The following is an 18,522-nucleotide window of genomic DNA, read 5'->3' as shown; positions in this document are numbered from 1 at the left end:
ACAGGGTTGTTTAATTAGATACAGTAATTGTCCTGTTAAAAGTGCAATACAAAAGCACCCTAATTGAACAACTCCAAGGCGGTAGCGAAACTAATATGAAGCCATAAAGCCGTCCTATAAGGACGGGGTTTCTACCCAATTTTTCTGATGAAACGGAGTCCTTAAATCAAGATGTAGTTTTTCAGTCAGGATACCCGCCAACTTAAGAAAAATAACGCATTTGCGAGGTACAGATCGTGTTTGAGGCAATTTTGACAAAATTCAAGAAATCACCGTCTATCGGGCGAATTTCGCTAATTGGTAGCGCGATCGCCCTCTTTCTCCTAGCGGCAAAACCCGCGATCGCCCATCACCCATTTGGTGGCAATACTCCCCAAAATTTCTTTGAAGGAATTTTATCCGGTATGGGACACCCGGTAATCGGTCCCGATCATTTCGCCTTTGTGGTGGCGATCGGCTTATTAGCAGCCCTAAAAGGAAAACAAGGTATTTTTCTCCCCATTGCCTTTATTTTAGCAACCTTGGCAGGAACAGGACTTCATCTCCTGGCGATCGATCTTCCTGCACCAGAATTGATTATCTCCGCTTCAGTGTTGGCTTTTGGTGTGTTACTCTCCCTGAAAAACAGTCCAAATCTTGCTTGGCTTTCCGGAAGTGCTGCGATCGCCGGACTTTTTCACGGTTATGCTTATGGAGAGGCGATCGTGGGAGCCGAAATGACCCCCGTAATTGCCTATTTAGCTGGATTTGCCCTCATTCAACTGGCGATCGCCCTTGCAGCCTTTAAAATTGCCCGCTTAACCCTCAAAAAAGTTGCCGATCAACCCTCTCTTCCCTTACGCTTTGCCGGGTTTACCATTAGCGGTATTGGTGTAGCCTTCCTCTCTTCAGTCATATTGGGATAGTCCCCAGCAAACCAATTAATTAATGCCGTTACTGCGATCGCCTTCTCCGAGATCGAGTACGGCATTCCTCTTTTCAACCCTTTAGAACTTACGCATTAGCGGGCAGGATGTCCGCACTACCATAACAATAGAATACCGTAGTGGGAGCGTCTCGCTCCCTAGCTGCGTAAGTCCTACCCTTTTAGAAATCATCTAGCTGCGTAAGTCCTACCCTTTTAGAAATCATCTAGCTGCGTAAGTCCTACCCTTTTAGAAATCATCTAGCTGCGTAAATCCTACCCTTTTAGAAATCATCTAGCTGCGTAAATCCTACCCTTTTAGAAATCATCTAGCTGCGTAAATCCTACCCTTTTGGAATAATCCCTACAGAAAACCATGCACAAAATACCCGTTACCGTAATTACCGGCTTTCTTGGAGCCGGAAAAACAACATTAGTTCGCAATTTGCTGCAAAATAATCAAGGGCGCAGAATCGCCGTTCTCGTCAATGAATTTGGAGAAGTAGGCATTGATGCAGATTTATTACGGTCCTGCCAAATTTGCGACGAAGACGAAACCCCCGATGCCAATATTGTCGAACTGACCAACGGTTGTCTCTGCTGTACCGTTCAGGAAGAATTTTATCCCACCATGCAGGAACTCCTCAAACGTCGGGATAAAATCGATTGTATACTCGTGGAAACCTCCGGCCTTGCATTACCCAAACCCCTCGTACAAGCCTTTCGCTGGCACGAAATCCGCAATGGTGCAACAGTGGATGGGGTGATTACCGTGGTCGATTGTCGGGCATTGGCATTAGGGACCTTAGTGGGAGATTTAGATGCCTTAGAAGCCCAAAGACAAGCCGATCCGAACCTCGAACACGAAACCCCCATCGAAGAATTATTTGAGGATCAATTGGCCTGTGCAGATTTAGTGTTATTAACCAAAACCGATCTAGTCGATGAAGCCGAATTAGCAAAAGTACAAAACTGGCTGCAAAAAGAAGTCCCTGCGGGAGTCAAAATCGTTCCTTGTCGGGATGGAGAAATAACTGCCGAAGTCCTGTTAGGGTTTAATGCAGCCGTAGAAGACGATCTAGAAAATCGCCCCAGTCATCACGACCACGAGGAAGAACACGATCACGACGATGAGATTAACTCAGTCCAAGTCATCTGCGATCGCGCTTTCGACCCAAAAACCCTCACAGAAACCCTGCAAAAAATGGTGCAGGAACAAGAAATCTATCGCATCAAAGGCTTCGTCAATGTCCCCGATAAACCCATGCGAATGGTCTTGCAGGGAGTAGGAAACCGTTTTGATTCCTTCTACGATCGCCTCTGGTCAACCGAAGAAACCCGTCAAACCCGCTTAGTCTTCATCGGTCGCGAGTTAGACTCAGCAATTATCCATAAACAATTATCCATAAACAATTAAAACAAAAAAGATCGATTCCTCCCCAAACACTCCCCAAACACTCCCCAAACACTCTCGGGTTCGGTTTCACGTATAAACATTCTCAAAAAAAGAGGTTAAAGTGTAAATAACAAAAAAACAGATAACTTTACAATATTCAATTATGAACGACTTATCCTCGCAAAGCCCAGAATTTTTCCGTAATTCTACCCAAGACAGAAATTTACTCTGGCAATACGTCCAAGCATTAGACTCAGAACAGTCTTCTCGTCTCTCTCAGCCTACCCGAGAAGCAGTACAAATCATGGAACGCAATATCATGGGTCTGTTGGGAGGATTGCCAGACGATCATTTTGATGTCAGCATTACCACCAACCGAGAACAATTAGGACGCTTACTGGCTTCAGCAATGGTTAGCGGCTATTTTCTTCATAATGCAGAACAGCGTATGGGCTTTGAAAAACAATGGATTGCAACCGAAACAGAAGAAGAGAATAGTTAGTTTTTGTTTGTTCATTGTTTGTTTAACCATTAACAAAATTGGAGTTTCTTAACATGGCATTATTCGGATTAGGCAAAAAAGCAGAAATCCCTTCACTTCAAGACGCTTTAGCGGGGCGATCGCAGGCTATGCCCGTCCCAGAGAAACACTTTGTTAATGGCAATCCTCTCAAACCTCCTTTCCCAGCAGGTTTAGAAACAGCCATGTTTGGTTTAGGCTGTTTCTGGGGTGCAGAACGTAAATTTTGGCAGCAAGAAGGCGTGTTTGTTACAGCCGTGGGTTATGCTGCGGGTTATACTCCCAATCCCACTTATCGCGAAGTTTGTTCGGGAAGGACGGGACACAACGAAGTCGTTTATGTCGTTTTCGATCCCAAAGTTATCAGTTACGAACAGATTCTCAAAGTATTCTGGGAAAGTCATAATCCCACTCAAGGAATGCGTCAAGGAAATGATGCTGGCACCCAATATCGTTCGGGGATTTACGCTTATTCCAAGGAACAGAAAAAGTTAGCAGAAGCCTCTCGTGTAATGTATCAAGAGGCTTTAAAGAAAGCAGGATATGGAGAAATTACAACAGAAATTATCGACGCACCAGAATTTTACTACGCCGAGGATTATCACCAACAATATTTGGCTAAAAATCCTGGTGGTTATTGCGGTTTAGGGGGAACATCTGTTACTTGTCCTATTGGCACGGTTTCTCTTCCTTCTTAGCTCATTTTTTACTGTAGGGTGCTGTTAGCGAAAGCATAACGCACCCTTAAATCAAATTTCTACTCAATAAAGATAGTTTTATTCATAGAAAAATAGTCTGTGATCGTTCTTTCTTAGTATCTTTGTATCTTTTGTTATGAAAGATCGGCATCATGCAATCCTTGTTAGATTTTTAAGATAGAATAGTTTTATTGGTAGTTAATATATATTATAAAAGGAATAAAATTCGATGGTTCAGAAAATCGCTCTTTTTAATCACAAAGGTGGGGTCAGTAAGACAACTACAACATTTAACTTAGGTTGGATGCTTGCTTCCAAAGGGAAAACAGTAATTCTTGTAGATACCGACCCGCAATGTAATCTCACTGGTATGGCTCTGGGAGAACAAGATGAAAATAACCTAGAGGAAATTTACAACAAGCACTCAAATATTAAAACAGGACTAGTACCTGCCTTTGAATCCCAGCCTAGGGCAATTGAAGCAGTTGATTGTATTCCTATTGGAGGTCAAGATAAATTGTTTTTACTGCCCGGTCATGTTGGTTTTGCAGAATATGAGGTAACTTTAGGACTTGCCCAAGAGTTAAGTAGCTCAATTCAAACACTCAAAAATCTACCGGGTTCTATTTCAGATTTATTAGAAAAAACTGCTCGTAAGTTTAATGCCGATTATATTTTGATTGATATGAGTCCTAGCCTAAGTTCGATCAACCAGAATTTATTAATGACAAGTAACTTCTTTATCATTCCTACAAATGCTGATTTCTTTTCCGTCATGGCAATCGAATCTTTGACTAAAATGCTACCAAAGTGGTATGAGTGGGCTAAAAAAGCGAGTTCGTTACCAGTTCTCAAAGATGCTACCTATCCATTTCCTGAAATTAATTTGAAATTTCTTGGAGCTATTATTCAAAATTATAGAATTATTCGAGGGAAAGAAACTGTCGCTTTTGAAAACTGGATTCAGAAGATTGAGCAAGATATTAATTCTAAATTAGCTCCGATTTTGGACAAAAATAATATGCTAGTTTCACCTCAAACTTATATTGAAAATGGAATACCCCAGAGTTATACCCTCAGCAAAATCCCTAACTTCAACAGTTTGATTGCTTTATCTCAAGAGCATCAAGTACCTGTTTATGAACTCACTCCAGAGCAATTTCGTTCTGCAAAATGGGCTGGAAAAGTTTTAGAAACAGCTAAAGAAAAGCAAGACGATTTCCGTAAGATATTCTCAGATATTGCAGATAAAATTATCGGATTAACAGCAACAAATTAACAGACTTAACTTATGCAATCAGCACTCGATCAATTCCGAATTAGCATCATGCGCGTTCGAGATATCATTTCCCTTCATAACTCTGTTAAAGCTCAGTCTACTTCTGCCTTAGATTCGTCAGATATCTTGAGAGCTGCGCTAGTTTTGACTGTGAGTGCTTTAGATTATTATATCCATGAAGTCGTTACCTTGGGAATGATAGAGATTCACAGAGGTCAACGTCCCGAACCTAACCCTTCACGCAACAGTTCTAAATCTGCATTTTCGCGTTTTCAAGTGTCTCTAGGAAGTGCAAGACAGGAAAGACTCATCGTAATAGATATTGCTTCATGGTTACCAAATGAAATCCAACAGAGTCAAGGAGTCTCTTTTTTACAGCAATCCCATACAGTTTCGGCTTTGTTGCCCGTCCTCTCAGACAGTCTAGAAAATCAACTCAATCAAACCTCTTGGCTGGAAGATGAGGTTAGAGAAAGTCTTGGATATCAAAGTTTTCAACAACCCGATAAAATTGCTGATGCAATTAGACTAATTTCAGATAAAAAGTTATGGGAGGAAGTGTCTGTGCAACTGGGTAAATCGGCAAAAGATGTCAAGCAGCAACTTAGTGCTATTGTCGATCGCAGACACAAAATTGCCCACGAAGCCGATATCGATCCTACTTTGGGGATTGGAAATCGTTGGAACATTGACGAAATTCTCGTTAACGATGTAGTCAATTTTACTGAACAAGTTGTTGAGAGTATTCACAAAATCCTTTGAGAGATCGTGCTACATTTCCTGGGTGCATCTCAGTTTTGCAAAAATACCTAAATCGTGGTAAAAGAAGAGTAAAATAAACTGAAAAGAGAATAAAACAAATGAACTTGAGTCCAGAAGAAAAAGAAAAGCTAGAAGAACACGCCAAGGCGATCGCTGAAATTCTACACCAAAATACGTCATCTGACAAACTGAAAACATTTGAAGACATAGAAACAACATTAAGAGAAGAAATTCAAGAACAAATCATTTTTGAGATGCACCCAAGCGCAACGCACCCCCTTAAGTCAAGTTCTATTTTGTCCGCTACGAATAATAAAGTAACTAATTGAAAGCATTAATACAGCAACTGAGATAGCAATTAAATCGCTAGAAGACTTGGTTTCTAAATCAAAAACAATGATTTTTCGAGCAACAGCAATCAGCGAAGTAACGATCACTAATTCGAGTTGTACGCTATGTTTTTTTAAATAAGCCGTTATATTTTCTAAGATTTCTAGGGCGACTAAAATATTTAAAAAGAGACCAAAAATATCAAAAATATCCTCTTTCAAAGAATGAGATGATTGGATAAACAAATCCGTCACAATCAAAATAGACAGATCGCCAATTGCCCATAAAATCACACAGACCATCAGCAAAGAAAGCACTTTAGAAACCAAACTTTCAATAACTTTAAGAAACAGCAGAAAGCGCTCGTTTTTGGTGATCCCGTAAATCTGGCGAAAGACTTTGGAAAATTTCATTGCTTCCCCGATATCAAAAATTATACCTAAATCGTGAAAAACGCCCGATCATTCCGGGCGTTGATTCGTAAAACTATATTAATGATTAATGAAATTTTCTCGGCAAAAGAGAAAATATTTTTTGACAAATTGCGAGGAAATATCACAATTACCCTTGGGCTTATAGTGCATTTGCTCCAGCAACCACCTCGAGGATTTCTTGAGTAATGGACGCTTGGCGAGCTTTATTATAAGACCGAGTTAGGTTTTTGACCAATTCTACAGCATTTTCACTGGCATTATTCATGGCAGTCATGCGAGCCGCTAATTCACTCGCGGCAGATTCTTGCAGGGCGCGAAGTAACTGGTTATTGAGATATAAAGGCAAGAGAGCATCTAAAATTTGCGCTGGATCTTGCTCGAAAATCATATCTCTGGGAAACGAATCCATTTTAGTAGAAACCTTTTCTCGTTCGACGTGAAATCCACCTCCGGAAGTTGTCAAGCGGAAAATTTCATCATCGGAACTTTCTAAGCCTTGAAAAGATAAAGGCAAGAGGGTTTGCACGACAGGACGCGAGCTAATTAAAGAAACAAATTTAGTATAAATTAACTCGATGCGATCGACCCCTTCAGAGAGAAAAAGTGAAAGTAAATAGTCTGCAATTTTGGAGGCTTCTGGGGCGGTAGGAATTTGATTGAGTCCCGTATAGGTTTGAGAAATCGGTGCTTCTCTGCGCTCGAAATATTGCGTTGCTTTTCTGCCGACTAAAATTAATTTCTGATCGACTCCCTCCTGTTTTAATTCTTGAACTCGTGTCTCTACTTTCTTGATGATGTTGTTATTGTAGCCGCCACAAAGACCGCGATCGCTAGAGACAATTAATAGTCCTACGGTTTTGACTGGACGCTGTTTGAGTAAGGGGAGATCTATATCTTCAAACTGAAGGCGATTTTGTAAACCGTAGAGAACTTGTGCCAAACAATCAGCAAAAGGGCGAGTGCTGGTCACTTGTTCTTGGGCGCGACGCACCTTAGCCGCAGCAACAAGGCGCATCGCTTCGGTAATTTTACGGGTATTTTTGACCGACTGAATGCGATCGCGAATGGCTTTAAGATTAGGCATTGTTTTTGGTAATAGGGAGTGGGGAGTAGGGAGTGGGGAAGCGGCAGAAAAATCCTTCAATCCGTTCCCCTTTCCCTAATAATTAAGCAGAGACGGCAAAGGTTTTCTTATACTCGGCGATCGCCTCTTTAAGCATAGTTTCCGTCGCATCAGTGAGTTTTTTCTCCGCAGCAATCGTTTTACCAAAGTCAGCTTTGCTGGTTTTCAGATAGTCCCGAAACCCTTTGGTAAAGGCGGTGATTTTTTCTGTCTCAATATCATCCAAATACCCATTTAACCCGGCATAAACAATGGCAACCTGTTCGTAAACCGCTAAGGGAGAATATTGGGGCTGTTTGAGAACTTCCCGCAAGCGCTGCCCTCGTGACAATTGTGCCTGAGTTGCCGGATCCAAGTCAGAGGCAAACTGGGAAAATGCTTCTAATTCCGCAAACTGTGCTAGTTCCAGTTTTAATTTCCCGGCCACTTGTTTCATGGCTTTGAGTTGAGCCGCAGAACCCACGCGAGAGACGGAAATCCCCGCGTTGATTGCCGGACGGAAACCAGAGTTAAACAAGTCAGAAGAAAGGAAAATCTGACCGTCGGTAATGGAAATAACATTAGTGGGAATGTAGGCAGAAACGTCCCCAGCTTGGGTTTCAATGATGGGCAATGCGGTCATGCTTCCACCACCCAATTCATCGCTGAGTTTTGCCGCCCGCTCTAATAAGCGAGAGTGAGCGTAGAAAACATCTCCAGGATATGCCTCGCGACCTGGAGGACGACGCAGGAGCAAGGACATTTGGCGATAAGCCTGTGCCTGTTTGGACAAGTCATCGTAGATCACTAAGGTGGCTTTGCCTTGATACATGAAATACTCGGCAATAGTCGCACCAGTGTAGGGAGCGAGGTACTGTAAGGTTGCTGGGTCGCTGGCATTGGCTGCAACCACAACGGTGTAGCTCATGGCTCCGCGATCTTGCAGTTCCCCGACGACTTGAGCTACGGTAGATGCTTTTTGACCGATGGCGACGTAAACGCAAATCACGTTTTCTTCCGCTTGGTTGAGGATAGTATCGATAGCAACGGCGGTTTTTCCGGTTTGGCGATCGCCAATGATTAACTCCCTCTGTCCCCGTCCGATGGGGATCATCGCGTCAATAGCGGTAATCCCGGTTTGCATGGGTTCATAGACGGAACGACGTTCGATAATACCGGGAGCTTGAGATTCGATCAAGCGGGTTTCACTGGATGGAATCTCGCCTTTTCCATCGAGGGGACGCGCCAAAGCATCGACGACGCGACCGATAATAGCGTCTCCAACGGGAACTTGTGCGATTTTACCTGTGGCTTTAACGGTGCTTCCCTCTTGGATGCTCAGACCGCTACCCATTAATACTGCCCCAACGTTATCTTCTTCTAAGTTGAGGGCGATACCGACGGTGCCATCTTCAAATTCGAGGAGTTCCCCCGCCATCGCTTTTTCTAAGCCATAAATACGAGCAATACCGTCTCCAACTTGAAGAACAGTTCCAACATTAGAAACCTTAATATCTTGGTCGTAGGATTCAATTTGCTGGCGAATGATATTGCTAATTTCGTCCGGTTTGATACTAACCATAGTTTGTTGTGGGTAATGGGTAATGGGTATTTTTAAGCGTTTAAACTCATGCCAATGCGGCGGAGTTGAGACTGTAGACTGGCATCGAGGATTTGAGAGCCGACTTTGATAATTACGCCGCCAATAATATCGGGGTTGATTGTAGTTTTCAGTTCTACCCCTCGGGCGTTGGAGATCTCGCGTACTTTGTCTTCTACGGAGCGGCGCTGTCCTTGGTTTAGTTCGCGAACGCTGATCACTTCAGCAAGAACTACTTGATTCATTTCTCTTAGAAGTGCGAGGTATTGAGACACCACTTGTTCGAGAAAAACAATGCGTCGTTTATCCACCAACAACATTAAAAAATTGACCAGTTGAGAGTCTGTTTCCTCTCCCATGATGCTACGGATAACGGCTTTTTTATCCTCATCTTTGATGATGGGATTCGTGATAAAATCCCGCAGTTCGGGGGATTCTTCCATTAACCGTTCTAGGCCGCGGAAATCTTCGCCAAAGCGCTCGGCTAAATCTCGCGATCGCGCCAGAGACATTAAGGCTTGGGCGTAAGGTTCGGCAATTGAGCTACTAACTAAAGATCCTTTCATTGTTTATCCCCCTAATTGCCCGATACAGCGATCGATTAGGCGCTCTTGTTTGGAGTCGTCTAAGCGATCTTTCAGTTGTCCTTCTGCCCGCTCAATAGCGAGAGCGACGGTACGCTGGCGCAATTGAGCGATCGCCTTGTCTTGTTCAGAACTAACATCGGCGGAGGCATTTGCTCTCATACGTTCGACTTCAACATTGCCCTGAGCCAAAATTTCCTCTTTCACCCGTTGTGCGGTTTTTTCGGCAGTGGCTAAAATTTGTTTGGCTTCTTCTTTCGCTTGGGCCAATTTTTGCTGCGCCCCAGCTAACTCAGCCGCGGCCTTAGAGGCGCGTCCTTCTGCTTCTTGAATTTCAGCTTCGATTTTGGCGCGTCGTTCGGTTAAAATTTTCCCTACGGCCTGACCGCCATAATAAACCAAAATTCCTAGAAGCAGGGCGAGGTTAATTATGTTTGCTTCTAAAAAATTGAAGTTCAATCCGAACCCATGTTCGGCTTCAGTGGCTAGATAAAATACAGTCCCCACGATTTTTATTTTCCTTTTAACAATTTGACATTATCTTGCCAATTCTGAACCCAACAGTTTTTCGAGAATTTGCCAACTCAAAGCATCCACGTCTCCTTCAAGGGTATGAAAGGCTTGGTTTTTTTGCGTTTCAATTTCTTGAGATGTGGCTTCTCGTTGCTGTTGAATTTCTTGCTGTGCCTCTTGAACTACGGCGGTGACAACTTGTTGTGCCTCCTCCCGAGCCTTGGCGATAATGCTTTGGGATTCCCGACGCACTTCTACGAGTTCTTGCTCGTATTGGGCGGCGATCGCAGTAGCTTTCTCCAAACGTCCTTTGGCATCTTGGCCATTTTGGCGAACGTATTCGGTACGCTCGTCTAGGACTTTGCCCAAGGGTTTGTAGAATATTTTATTGAGAAGAAAGACTAAGGCCAGAAACTGAATTGCCATCAAAGGCAATGTTGCGTCAAAGTCAAACATTCCCGCTTCTGCTATGAATAAATTTGTCCAATGTATCATTGTTGAAGAATCTGAAACTTGACCTTTGGCTGGGGGGTAGAGATGAGAATTTTGCGTCTCTCTCTACCTTTTTTGTCCCGCGATCGGGATGAGATTACGAGAAGGGGTTGGCGAAAAGCAGAACCAAGGAAACAACCAAACCGTAAATGGTGAGAGATTCCATGAATGCCAAACTTAACAGCAAGGTTCCGCGAATTTTGCCTTCTGCTTCTGGTTGACGGGCAATTCCTTCCACAGCTTGACCCGCGCAGGTTCCTTGACCGATTCCAGGTCCGATCGCAGCCAAACCAACAGCGAGGGCAGCAGCAATAACGGAGGCAGCAGCAACTAAACTATCCATGATTTTTTTCCTTTGATTGATTTTTAATGACGACAACAGGTGAATATTTGCGCTTTAGTAGCAATATTTAGGAGTGCAGCGAGAAGACCCGCTTACTCATGCTCTTCGCCGCCATGCCCTTCCAATGCTTCGTGAATATAAGCAGCAGCCAGGGTAGCAAAAACGAGAGCTTGGATAGCGCTCGTAAATAGTCCTAAGGCCATAACGGGCAAAGGAATAAACAGAGGCACCAACAAGACTAATACCGCCACCACCAATTCATCTGCCACAATGTTTCCGAAAAGACGGAAGCTCAGGGAAAGGGGTTTGGTAAAATCTTCCAAAATATTGATAGGCAAGAGAATGGGCGTGGGTTCGAGATATTTGGCAAAATATCCCAAACCGCGTTTTCTAAATCCCGCGAAGAAGTAGGCCAGGGAAGTCAACAAGGCCAAGGCGACGGTTGTGTTGATATCGTTGGTTGGAGCCGCTAGTTCTCCAGAGGGAATCTGAATCAGTTTCCAAGGCAGGAGGGCTCCAGACCAGTTAGAGACAAAAATGAATAGGAAGAGAGTGCCAATAAAAGGAACCCAGGGTCGGTATTCTTTTTCGCCAATCTGGTTTTTCGCAAGTTCGCGCACGAATTCTAAGGCAAATTCCATGAAGTTTTGGATACCACTGGGAACTCGTTGGATATTCCGAGTGGCGGCCAAGGACGCGATAACGAGCAGAGCAATGACAAACCAAGAAGTCATGAAGACTTGCCCGTGTACTGTCAATCCACCGATATTCCAGTAAAAGTGTTCGCCAACTTCGAGGGATGCTAGAGGTAGAAAGGTATAAACCTTCGAGCCAGCAAAAAATTCCATTGGGCTTTATTTCCCCAATATTCTTAAAGAGACAACGAGATTTCTGTTTTTTTCTACTTGGCTCATGCGATCGCGCTACTTCTCCGGTCACTACCTTTTCATAAATTCTGAGAAAGTGGTTTGGAAGGTGTAAGCGATAATCGCTGCCTTATAGGTGAGAAATCCCAAAAATATAGGCACGATATGCAGTTGCTGCCACTGAGTAGCAACAATAATTAATCCTGCAAACAGAGCTAAACGATTAGAACTAACACGAGTTTTTCCTTCTCCCAACCGTTCGACGTTTTTCGCCAGCATTCTCAGATAAACAACTCCCACCCCAGCACCGAGCAAATAGCTCAGGGCGATATGGAAGGAGTAGTTCAACCAAACTAAAAAGAAAATAACGCCGCTCATGGCGAGAGTCCAAATCAATAAGTCTTGTTTGAGTTGGTAATACTCTGCCATTGAGTTTCCCCTAGGATTAGGGGAGGATTCTGGGGGATTTTCTCTTTCCAGTGGGGGGTTGAGAGGTGGTTCGGACGGGTTCACGTTTTTGAGTTAGGGGTCAGTCCAGATCGATCGCTTGTTTCGAGCCAAGGGAAATCTTATCATGGGAGTGGAACAATTCGTGAACTACTGACAATTGATGGAAAATTTGTGACCCGATTTCGCCCCAAAGCCTTCAAAAAGTAGTACAGAATCCCTGAAAGCCTTGGTCTGAAATAATTAAAAACAAATGTTCTAGTTAGCATCGCTAACTAGAACATTTTTACGCATAAAACCTAAAGCTATAAGTTTTAACCTAAATGAATGGACGCAACTGGGCTCGAACCAGTGACCCCGTCGATGTCAACGACGTACTCTAACCAACTGAGCTATGCGTCCTTGGGTTTATCAATATAACATGGTCAATCCCAATTTTATCAAGGGAAGAGAAAAAAATTTCTCTATCCCTTGATGCTAAACCAAAATCTTAGAAGCGGTTTGCATTCGGCTTGTAAACAATAAAGCTAAAGGTTTGACACTGGCGAATGTTGTCGAATCCGGCAATACGGATGTAGCAGTTAGAATACTCCTGACGGCATTCGCGCACTTCATTGAGAACATCTTGAGCGTTACGAGCATCAAACAAAGGCAATTTCCACAAGGTCCAGTGGTGATCTCCAGGTAAGGGATTTTCTTCAAATTCAATGGCGGGAATACTGCCTTGAGAGATCATATAGTCGATCTGCTTGGCAATTTGCTGATCCGTTAAAGGAGGAAGAAAAGACAGAGTTTCGTAACGCTTCTCTTTAGGTAATGTTTTCATGTTTGCTCTTTTGTGAAATTAATAGGGGTGAATGATTAAATGCAAATCTTTCAGGCGAAATTTTCATTCGTCTCGCTTTTCAGAGTCTTTTGGCTTTTCAGGTAAATCCTCTGAAGCGATCGCACTTGTGGGCTGAACTTGGGTCAAACGCTCGAGAAGCTCGCGACGGCGATCGCCATTAGCCTTTTGAATATTGGTCGTCACCATCTCTGGTAAAAATTCCAACACCGACTCGGCAATATCTTCTCGCACGGTTAAAATTCTCAAAACCAGATCCTTTCGCTCCAGCATTAACCCTTCCAGATATGCTTCCCCATCCTGCATTTTTCCGATGGAGTATTGGTTGAGCCAGATGGCTTGGGCGGGATTGGTTTCCTTTAACTGAGCAACGATCGTTCGCACGGCTTGATAAGTTAAATAACTCTGCAAGGTGCGAGCCGCATCCCGAGCGATTTCTTTTGGATTCATGACACCTACCTGTCCCAACTCGAGGGATCGTAAACAAAAGGAAAGCAGAGAACTGTAAATTTGCTCGCTTTTTTCGGTTTACCTCCCCATCGAGTCCGGTTGAGTAACTCGCAAAGAGAGTACAAACTGCACTCCCTTTGTTTCTAGATGGTATCCATTGCCTCGAACTCGAAGGTAATTTCTTTCCAAAGTTCGCAAGCAGCAGCCAGTTCTGGACTCCAGCGACAGGCTTCGCGGATAACATCGTTACCTTCACGAGCCAAGCTGCGTCCTTCGTTCCGGGCTTGAACGCAGGCTTCAAGGGCAACGCGGTTGGCTGTTGCACCAGGAGCATTTCCCCAAGGGTGTCCGAGGGTTCCGCCACCAAACTGCAAGCAGGAATCATCACCGAAGATTTCTACCAAGGCGGGCATATGCCAAACGTGAATCCCACCGGACGCAACGGGCATCACGCCGCCCATAGAGGCGTAGTCTTGGGTGAAGAAAATACCGCGAGAACGATCTTCTTCAACGTAGTCTTCCCGCATGAGGTCAACAAAGCCCATCGTGATACCGCGTTCGCCTTCCAGTTTACCGACGACGGTACCGGAGTGGAGGTGATCCCCACCAGAGAGGCGCAGGCATTTAGCCAAAACGCGGAAGTGAATACCGTGGTTGCGTTGACGGTCAATTACCGCGTGCATGGCGCGGTGAATGTGAAGGAGAAGCCCATTATCACGGCACCATTTTGACAAGGTGGTGTTGGCGGTGAAACCTCCTGTTAAGAAATCGTGCATGATGATGGGGGTACCGATTTCTTTAGCGAATTCGGCGCGTTTCATCATTTCTTCGCAGGTTCCGGCGGTGACATTGAGGTAATGTCCTTTAATTTCGTTGGTTTCCGCTTGGGATTTGACGATCGCCTCTTGAACGAAGAGGAAGCGATCGCGCCAGCGCATGAAGGGCTGAGAGTTAATATTTTCGTCGTCTTTGGTGAAGTCCAAACCACCGCGCAGACACTCATAAACTGCACGTCCGTAGTTCTTTGCAGACAAACCTAATTTGGGTTTAATCGTACAACCCAATAAAGGACGACCGTATTTGTTCAGTTTGTCCCGCTCAACGGTGATGCCGTGGGGGGGTCCTGGGAAGGTTTTGATTAAGGCGACGGGGAAGCGAATATCTTCCAAGCGCAACGCACGCAGGGCTTTGAATCCGAAAACGTTACCGACTAAGGAGGTCAGGACGTTGGTGACGGAACCTTCTTCAAACAAATCCAAAGGATAGGCGACGAAACAAAAATACTGATTGTCTTCTCCAGGAACTGCTTCGACTTCATAGCAGCGACCTTTGTAGCGATCTAAGTCCGTGAGGTTATCGGTCCATACTGTCGTCCAGGTTCCGGTGGAGGATTCCGCCGCAACTGCTGCCCCTGCTTCTTCCGGAGGAACCCCAGGTTGGGGACTCATGCGGAAGCAGGCGAGTAGGTCAGTATCTTTGGGGGTGTAATCCGGCGTGTAGTAGGTTAAGCGGTAATCCTTTACACCTGCTTCAAATTTAGGTTTCGTTTGTACCATGTCTTTAAAATTCCTCCTTATTTATAGAGGCTCGTGTATAAATTCGGGTTAGCACTTGGAGCAGGGATATTGAAATAGCAATCTTGAAATCTGAGGCGATCGCCTGAGATGGTTTGCTCTAGGGATAATTCCCCTCGATACAAACTCAGCACAATGCAATCGCATCTATCGCTATTTCTGCGATTGATTTTAAGATAAAAACATTTCTGAAAAATACTAACAAAAATATTCTCTCTCGATCGCCCGCTCCAAATAAAACTTTTCGGTTAAATCCGATCAGTTTTTGATTTGCGTTCGTTAGATTTCAGCTTAACATGAAGCGCGATCGTTTTTTGACAAAGAATTTTGTTATTTTTCATTGTTCTTTCTTTTCAAAAGTATAAACTAAATTAATATTTTATTAAAAATAGTTAAAAAACATGAAGATGAGGACAAAGAGAAGCCCTTTGCCCCATTGTCCCCTCTCAGGATTCAATCCTGATATTTAACATTGGCGAGAATGAGAAACGAGTTAAAAAGAGGAGCGATCGCTATCGCAACAGGATAATATTTCTTAACAAAGACAAGAGAATCTCGAAAGAAAAAATTCAGCCATTACAGATAAGTATTTATACGCTCAAGTTCTCAAAACTTCAGCAAACCCAGTGTATCGCTATCAACTATCAACTATCAACTATCAACTACGTTTTAACCCATGGCCTTGAGGAAAGAGCGTTAATAATAATTGATTCACATAGACTTTGCCAAAAACGGGAGTACCGGGTTGTTTTTGGGGACTTTGTGGGGGGGTTTCAACTGTTGTTTCCTCTGCGAAATCTGTTGAGGGAATTTCTGTGATTTCTTCAGGTTCAGAAGCCCAGAGATCCTCCATTTCTGCTATTGGCAGACTTGTTTCTCGATCCGAAATCAATTCAACCCGACGAGAGGGATCGCCAAGGACCGAACCTGCGGGAATAACTTGCAAAGCGTCGAGATCGGCATTATAAATGGTCGTCGCGCCCCCAATGCAAGTATTTGCGCCAATTTTACTGCGTCCAACCACCAAAACCCCCGCCCCCAGACTCACTCCTGTTTCTAGTTCAATCTTGCCACCATAGGCATTCAAGATCGTTCCCATACCCACACAGACACCCGCCGCAATGATGATTTGACTGTCGGGGGCGGCTTGTAAAATTGTACCGGGGGCGATCGCAGCACTGGGGTGAATCGTCACCTCCCCAACAATACGAACATGGGGAACGTTAACGAGTTGCAAAGGTTGCAAAGACATTTTGGCAGGATGAAAGATGAAGGATGAAAGAGAAGGGGGAAATAATTTCTTTGTCCCCCTCGTCCTTCTTACGGTCTTTGGATAATTTTCTCTAAAACCCGTCGTTTGGCTTGAGTATCAATACCTAATAAACGCACGTATTCTCCGTTATGCTCCCCTAAACAGTCTTGCAAGCGGGAGAATACTTCCCCTTCATATTGGGAATCAATGGGAGAACAAGGCTGCCAAGATTTAGCGCGGAAATGGCGCTTATCGGCGTGTTCCGTGCCAATTTTATAACCTTGTTGCAACAGCGATCGCACTTGGTCTTGGACATCTCCACTCAAACTACTGTTGCTAACCCGTCCATTACCGGAGCCGTTACTAGAACTGTAACTGGCAGTGGAGGAACTGGAGCCATTAACCGACCCATTAGAGGAAGGTTTAAATGCGGCATCCCCTGGACGCTGAACGATGGTTTGGGAAACCCGGCGCTTGGCTTGAGGATCGATGCCGATCAAACGGACATACTCTCCCCCAAATTCTGCCAAACAGCCCTCAATTTGGGCTATGATTTGCCCTTCATTGCTGCCCTCAATACCTTGAGCAGTGAGCCAAGATTTGGTTTTAAAACGGCGCTTATCCGCGTGTTCTACGCCGATCTTGCAGCCTTGACGCAGAAGCGATCGCACGGTTTCCACGGCTTCGGGACTGAGACTGCTGCTAGAAATTCCGTTAGGGCTATAGGTAGATGCAGAAGAACTGCCATTCGCTCTGACTGTAGCTTGACCGTTGGGACGCTGTATGATGGTTTGCGATACCCGTCGTTTGCCTTGGGGATCGATACCGATCAAGCGAATATACTCTCCCGCGTGTTCCCGCAAGCAATTTTCTAACTCAGCAAAAACCCCCATCTCTTGGGTAGACTGAATCTGAGGGCAAGTCAGCCAAGATTTAGTTTTAAACCGACGACTATCCGCGTGTTCTGTCCCTAGTTTGCAGCCCTGATTCAACAAAGAACGCACCAACTCTTTGATTTCCGCACTTAAAACACCATTACTGCTGCTGTAATGGTTATTGCTGGAGTTTCCCACCGATCGCGGACGCACAACTTTTGCAGTGCGAGTGCGTTGGGGCTTACTGGTGCCATCGGGACGTTGAATAATGGCTTCGAGAACGCGACGTTTAGCTTGAGGATCCACACCGATCAAGCGAACATATTCGCCCTCATGCTCCGCTAATCGTGCTTCTAAGGTTTGTAAGACTTGTCTTTCTTGTCCTTCAATACCCTCGCAAGTTAGCCAAGATTTAGAGCGATAGCGGCGTTTATCGGCGTGTTCTGCACTAATTTTGTAACCTTGTCTCAGGAGCGATCGCACCTGTTCGACTGTTTCCGGACTTAACATAATTTCTGTAAAAGATTGATAATCAACACCGTCAGGACGGCTATTTCCATTAACACTAGAAGCAGATTTTTGAGATTCATCCCGGATGGGGATGAGGCAACTGGGATCTTCCGCACAGCGATACCCGACCCGCAGCGCCTCATTTACTTCCACGACATGATGGGCAAAAGCGCGATCTTCCTCTTGCACGTCGGGTAGGCGATCGGCCTGTTGCTGATGGGTAATCACCGCACCCGATGGCACATACTTACCTGGGGGAATTTCCACATCTTGAATCAGGGCGTGCATCATAATAATGCAGCCATGACCCACTCGGGCATTAAAAACCGTCGAGCGAAAACCGATGAAACACTCATCCCCCACATAAACCGGCCCGTGAATCAAGGCCATGTGGGTGATACAAGTATTCGTGCCAATCCAAACCGAATAGCTCTTACCATCGTCACCGATCACCCGCCCTTTCTCCAAGCCGTGAATCACAACTCCATCTTGGATATTGGTATTGTCGCCAATATGAAAGGGAAAACCTTCATCGGCACGAATCGATGTTCCAGGAGAAACTAAAACATTAGAGCCGATCCGAACATCCCCAATAATATTGGAAAATGAATGCACGTAAGCCGTTTTGTCGATTTTTGGCTCTGCTAAGTCTCTCGACCAAGGGGTGGGGGGGGCTGCCCTTTTGCGGACTACCATGATATCTTTCCTCGTTGATGTCACTTGTGTTTAACCTGTCTTCTGCAAAGA

21 protein-coding genes and 1 tRNA gene are annotated in these 18,522 nt (G+C 44.6%); 7 read left to right on the top strand and 15 right to left on the bottom strand.

Translation table 11 applies throughout. From position 1 onward, the window contains the following. The first annotated feature begins 236 nt into the window (after positions 1–236). The 7 genes from JUI58_RS24555 to JUI58_RS24525 all read left to right on the top strand — a co-directional run bounded on the left by JUI58_RS24555 (position 237) and on the right by JUI58_RS24525 (position 5,888). Positions 237–905, top strand: coding sequence for a HupE/UreJ family protein (locus tag JUI58_RS24555; RefSeq protein WP_204106487.1), 669 nt, complete (start codon positions 237–239; stop codon positions 903–905). A 375-nt stretch (positions 906–1,280) separates the two neighbouring features. After that, positions 1,281–2,321 carry a cobalamin biosynthesis protein CobW gene (gene cobW / locus JUI58_RS24550; protein WP_204106486.1) on the top strand — a complete coding sequence of 347 codons (1,041 nt, stop codon included), beginning with the start codon at positions 1,281–1,283 and terminating at the stop codon, positions 2,319–2,321. Positions 2,322–2,463: 142 nt separating this feature from the next. Continuing rightward, entirely contained in the window at positions 2,464–2,802 is a 339-nt protein-coding gene (locus JUI58_RS24545; RefSeq protein WP_204106485.1) for a DUF760 domain-containing protein, read from the top strand. Positions 2,803–2,855: 53 nt separating this feature from the next. Then, positions 2,856–3,518, top strand: coding sequence for a peptide-methionine (S)-S-oxide reductase MsrA (msrA, locus tag JUI58_RS24540; RefSeq protein WP_204106484.1), 663 nt, complete (start codon positions 2,856–2,858; stop codon positions 3,516–3,518). A gap of 229 nt (positions 3,519–3,747) precedes the next feature. After that, positions 3,748–4,797 (top strand): AAA family ATPase, encoded by a 1,050-nt coding sequence (locus tag JUI58_RS24535; RefSeq protein ID WP_204106483.1) that lies wholly within the window; start codon positions 3,748–3,750, stop codon positions 4,795–4,797. A 12-nt stretch (positions 4,798–4,809) separates the two neighbouring features. After that, the gene (locus JUI58_RS24530; RefSeq protein ID WP_204106482.1) at positions 4,810–5,559 is read left to right on the top strand and encodes a HEPN domain-containing protein; all 750 of its coding nucleotides are present in this window, start codon (positions 4,810–4,812) and stop codon (positions 5,557–5,559) included. A gap of 98 nt (positions 5,560–5,657) precedes the next feature. Continuing rightward, the gene (locus JUI58_RS24525) at positions 5,658–5,888 is read left to right on the top strand and encodes a hypothetical protein (protein WP_204106481.1); all 231 of its coding nucleotides are present in this window, start codon (positions 5,658–5,660) and stop codon (positions 5,886–5,888) included. On the opposite strand, the gene JUI58_RS24520 is transcribed toward JUI58_RS24525, so the two are convergent. The 15 genes from JUI58_RS24520 to JUI58_RS24450 form a co-directional block, all read right to left on the bottom strand. Then, positions 5,844–6,302, bottom strand: a complete 459-nt coding sequence (locus JUI58_RS24520) for a phosphate-starvation-inducible PsiE family protein (protein ID WP_204106480.1) — start codon at positions 6,300–6,302, stop codon at positions 5,844–5,846. The two genes, JUI58_RS24525 and JUI58_RS24520, sit on opposite strands and share 45 nt — an antisense overlap. A 160-nt stretch (positions 6,303–6,462) precedes the next feature. Then, positions 6,463–7,407 (bottom strand): F0F1 ATP synthase subunit gamma, encoded by a 945-nt coding sequence (locus tag JUI58_RS24515; protein WP_204106479.1) that lies wholly within the window; start codon positions 7,405–7,407, stop codon positions 6,463–6,465. A gap of 82 nt (positions 7,408–7,489) precedes the next feature. Continuing rightward, a complete protein-coding gene (gene atpA / locus JUI58_RS24510) occupies positions 7,490–9,007 on the bottom strand; it encodes a F0F1 ATP synthase subunit alpha (RefSeq protein ID WP_204106478.1) in 1,518 nt (505 codons plus the stop codon). 32 nt (positions 9,008–9,039) lie between these two features. Continuing rightward, positions 9,040–9,591 (bottom strand): ATP synthase F1 subunit delta, encoded by a 552-nt coding sequence (gene atpH / locus JUI58_RS24505; RefSeq protein ID WP_204106477.1) that lies wholly within the window; start codon positions 9,589–9,591, stop codon positions 9,040–9,042. Positions 9,592–9,594: 3 nt separating this feature from the next. Continuing rightward, a complete protein-coding gene (locus JUI58_RS24500; protein ID WP_204106476.1) occupies positions 9,595–10,116 on the bottom strand; it encodes a F0F1 ATP synthase subunit B in 522 nt (173 codons plus the stop codon). A gap of 30 nt (positions 10,117–10,146) precedes the next feature. Then, the gene (locus tag JUI58_RS24495) at positions 10,147–10,617 is read right to left on the bottom strand and encodes a F0F1 ATP synthase subunit B' (protein ID WP_239121698.1); all 471 of its coding nucleotides are present in this window, start codon (positions 10,615–10,617) and stop codon (positions 10,147–10,149) included. A 94-nt stretch (positions 10,618–10,711) separates the two neighbouring features. After that, positions 10,712–10,957, bottom strand: coding sequence for an ATP synthase F0 subunit C (atpE, locus tag JUI58_RS24490; protein ID WP_204106475.1), 246 nt, complete (start codon positions 10,955–10,957; stop codon positions 10,712–10,714). Between the two features lie 92 nt (positions 10,958–11,049). Then, positions 11,050–11,805 (bottom strand): F0F1 ATP synthase subunit A, encoded by a 756-nt coding sequence (gene atpB / locus JUI58_RS24485; protein WP_204106474.1) that lies wholly within the window; start codon positions 11,803–11,805, stop codon positions 11,050–11,052. A gap of 90 nt (positions 11,806–11,895) precedes the next feature. After that, positions 11,896–12,252, bottom strand: a complete 357-nt coding sequence (locus tag JUI58_RS24480; RefSeq protein WP_204106473.1) for an ATP synthase subunit I — start codon at positions 12,250–12,252, stop codon at positions 11,896–11,898. 346 nt (positions 12,253–12,598) lie between these two features. Further along, positions 12,599–12,672: transfer RNA gene (locus JUI58_RS24475), tRNA-Val, on the bottom strand. Between the two features lie 88 nt (positions 12,673–12,760). Next, positions 12,761–13,096: a ribulose bisphosphate carboxylase small subunit gene (locus tag JUI58_RS24470; RefSeq protein WP_204106472.1), complete on the bottom strand. Its 336-nt coding sequence runs from the start codon at positions 13,094–13,096 to the stop codon at positions 12,761–12,763. Between the two features lie 63 nt (positions 13,097–13,159). Beyond that, entirely contained in the window at positions 13,160–13,564 is a 405-nt protein-coding gene (locus JUI58_RS24465; protein WP_204106471.1) for a chaperonin family protein RbcX, read from the bottom strand. Between the two features lie 143 nt (positions 13,565–13,707). After that, positions 13,708–15,120: a form I ribulose bisphosphate carboxylase large subunit gene (locus JUI58_RS24460; RefSeq protein ID WP_204106470.1), complete on the bottom strand. Its 1,413-nt coding sequence runs from the start codon at positions 15,118–15,120 to the stop codon at positions 13,708–13,710. 676 nt (positions 15,121–15,796) lie between these two features. Beyond that, complete coding sequence (locus tag JUI58_RS24455) at positions 15,797–16,390, bottom strand: hypothetical protein (protein ID WP_204106469.1); 594 nt, start codon at positions 16,388–16,390, stop codon at positions 15,797–15,799. Between the two features lie 68 nt (positions 16,391–16,458). Beyond that, positions 16,459–18,471 (bottom strand): ribulose bisphosphate carboxylase small subunit, encoded by a 2,013-nt coding sequence (locus JUI58_RS24450; RefSeq protein WP_204106468.1) that lies wholly within the window; start codon positions 18,469–18,471, stop codon positions 16,459–16,461. Between the last annotated feature and the right edge of the window lie 51 nt (positions 18,472–18,522).

The organism is Spirulina sp. CCY15215 (assembly GCF_016888125.1).
GTDB lineage: Bacteria > Cyanobacteriota > Cyanobacteriia > Cyanobacteriales > Spirulinaceae > CCY15215.
This window is presented reverse-complemented; position numbering and strand designations above follow the sequence as displayed.

Bases quoted from the DNA above. Each gene is read 5' to 3' on its own strand.
- atpE (WP_204106475.1), bottom strand. From the start codon at position 10,957: ATGGATAGTTTAGTTGCTGCTGCCTCCGTTATTGCTGCTGCCCTCGCT.
- JUI58_RS24465 (WP_204106471.1), bottom strand. From the start codon at position 13,564: ATGAATCCAAAAGAAATCGCTCGGGATGCGGCTCGCACCTTGCAGAGT.
- JUI58_RS24545 (WP_204106485.1), top strand. From the start codon at position 2,464: ATGAACGACTTATCCTCGCAAAGCCCAGAATTTTTCCGTAATTCTACC.
- JUI58_RS24495 (WP_239121698.1), bottom strand. From the start codon at position 10,617: ATGATACATTGGACAAATTTATTCATAGCAGAAGCGGGAATGTTTGAC.
- JUI58_RS24470 (WP_204106472.1), bottom strand. From the start codon at position 13,096: ATGAAAACATTACCTAAAGAGAAGCGTTACGAAACTCTGTCTTTTCTT.
- JUI58_RS24520 (WP_204106480.1), bottom strand. From the start codon at position 6,302: ATGAAATTTTCCAAAGTCTTTCGCCAGATTTACGGGATCACCAAAAAC.
- msrA (WP_204106484.1), top strand. From the start codon at position 2,856: ATGGCATTATTCGGATTAGGCAAAAAAGCAGAAATCCCTTCACTTCAA.
- cobW (WP_204106486.1), top strand. From the start codon at position 1,281: ATGCACAAAATACCCGTTACCGTAATTACCGGCTTTCTTGGAGCCGGA.
- atpA (WP_204106478.1), bottom strand. From the start codon at position 9,007: ATGGTTAGTATCAAACCGGACGAAATTAGCAATATCATTCGCCAGCAA.
- JUI58_RS24535 (WP_204106483.1), top strand. From the start codon at position 3,748: ATGGTTCAGAAAATCGCTCTTTTTAATCACAAAGGTGGGGTCAGTAAG.
- JUI58_RS24480 (WP_204106473.1), bottom strand. From the start codon at position 12,252: ATGGCAGAGTATTACCAACTCAAACAAGACTTATTGATTTGGACTCTC.
- JUI58_RS24450 (WP_204106468.1), bottom strand. From the start codon at position 18,471: ATGGTAGTCCGCAAAAGGGCAGCCCCCCCCACCCCTTGGTCGAGAGAC.
- JUI58_RS24515 (WP_204106479.1), bottom strand. From the start codon at position 7,407: ATGCCTAATCTTAAAGCCATTCGCGATCGCATTCAGTCGGTCAAAAAT.
- JUI58_RS24530 (WP_204106482.1), top strand. From the start codon at position 4,810: ATGCAATCAGCACTCGATCAATTCCGAATTAGCATCATGCGCGTTCGA.
- JUI58_RS24455 (WP_204106469.1), bottom strand. From the start codon at position 16,390: ATGTCTTTGCAACCTTTGCAACTCGTTAACGTTCCCCATGTTCGTATT.
- JUI58_RS24460 (WP_204106470.1), bottom strand. From the start codon at position 15,120: ATGGTACAAACGAAACCTAAATTTGAAGCAGGTGTAAAGGATTACCGC.
- atpH (WP_204106477.1), bottom strand. From the start codon at position 9,591: ATGAAAGGATCTTTAGTTAGTAGCTCAATTGCCGAACCTTACGCCCAA.
- atpB (WP_204106474.1), bottom strand. From the start codon at position 11,805: ATGGAATTTTTTGCTGGCTCGAAGGTTTATACCTTTCTACCTCTAGCA.
- JUI58_RS24525 (WP_204106481.1), top strand. From the start codon at position 5,658: ATGAACTTGAGTCCAGAAGAAAAAGAAAAGCTAGAAGAACACGCCAAG.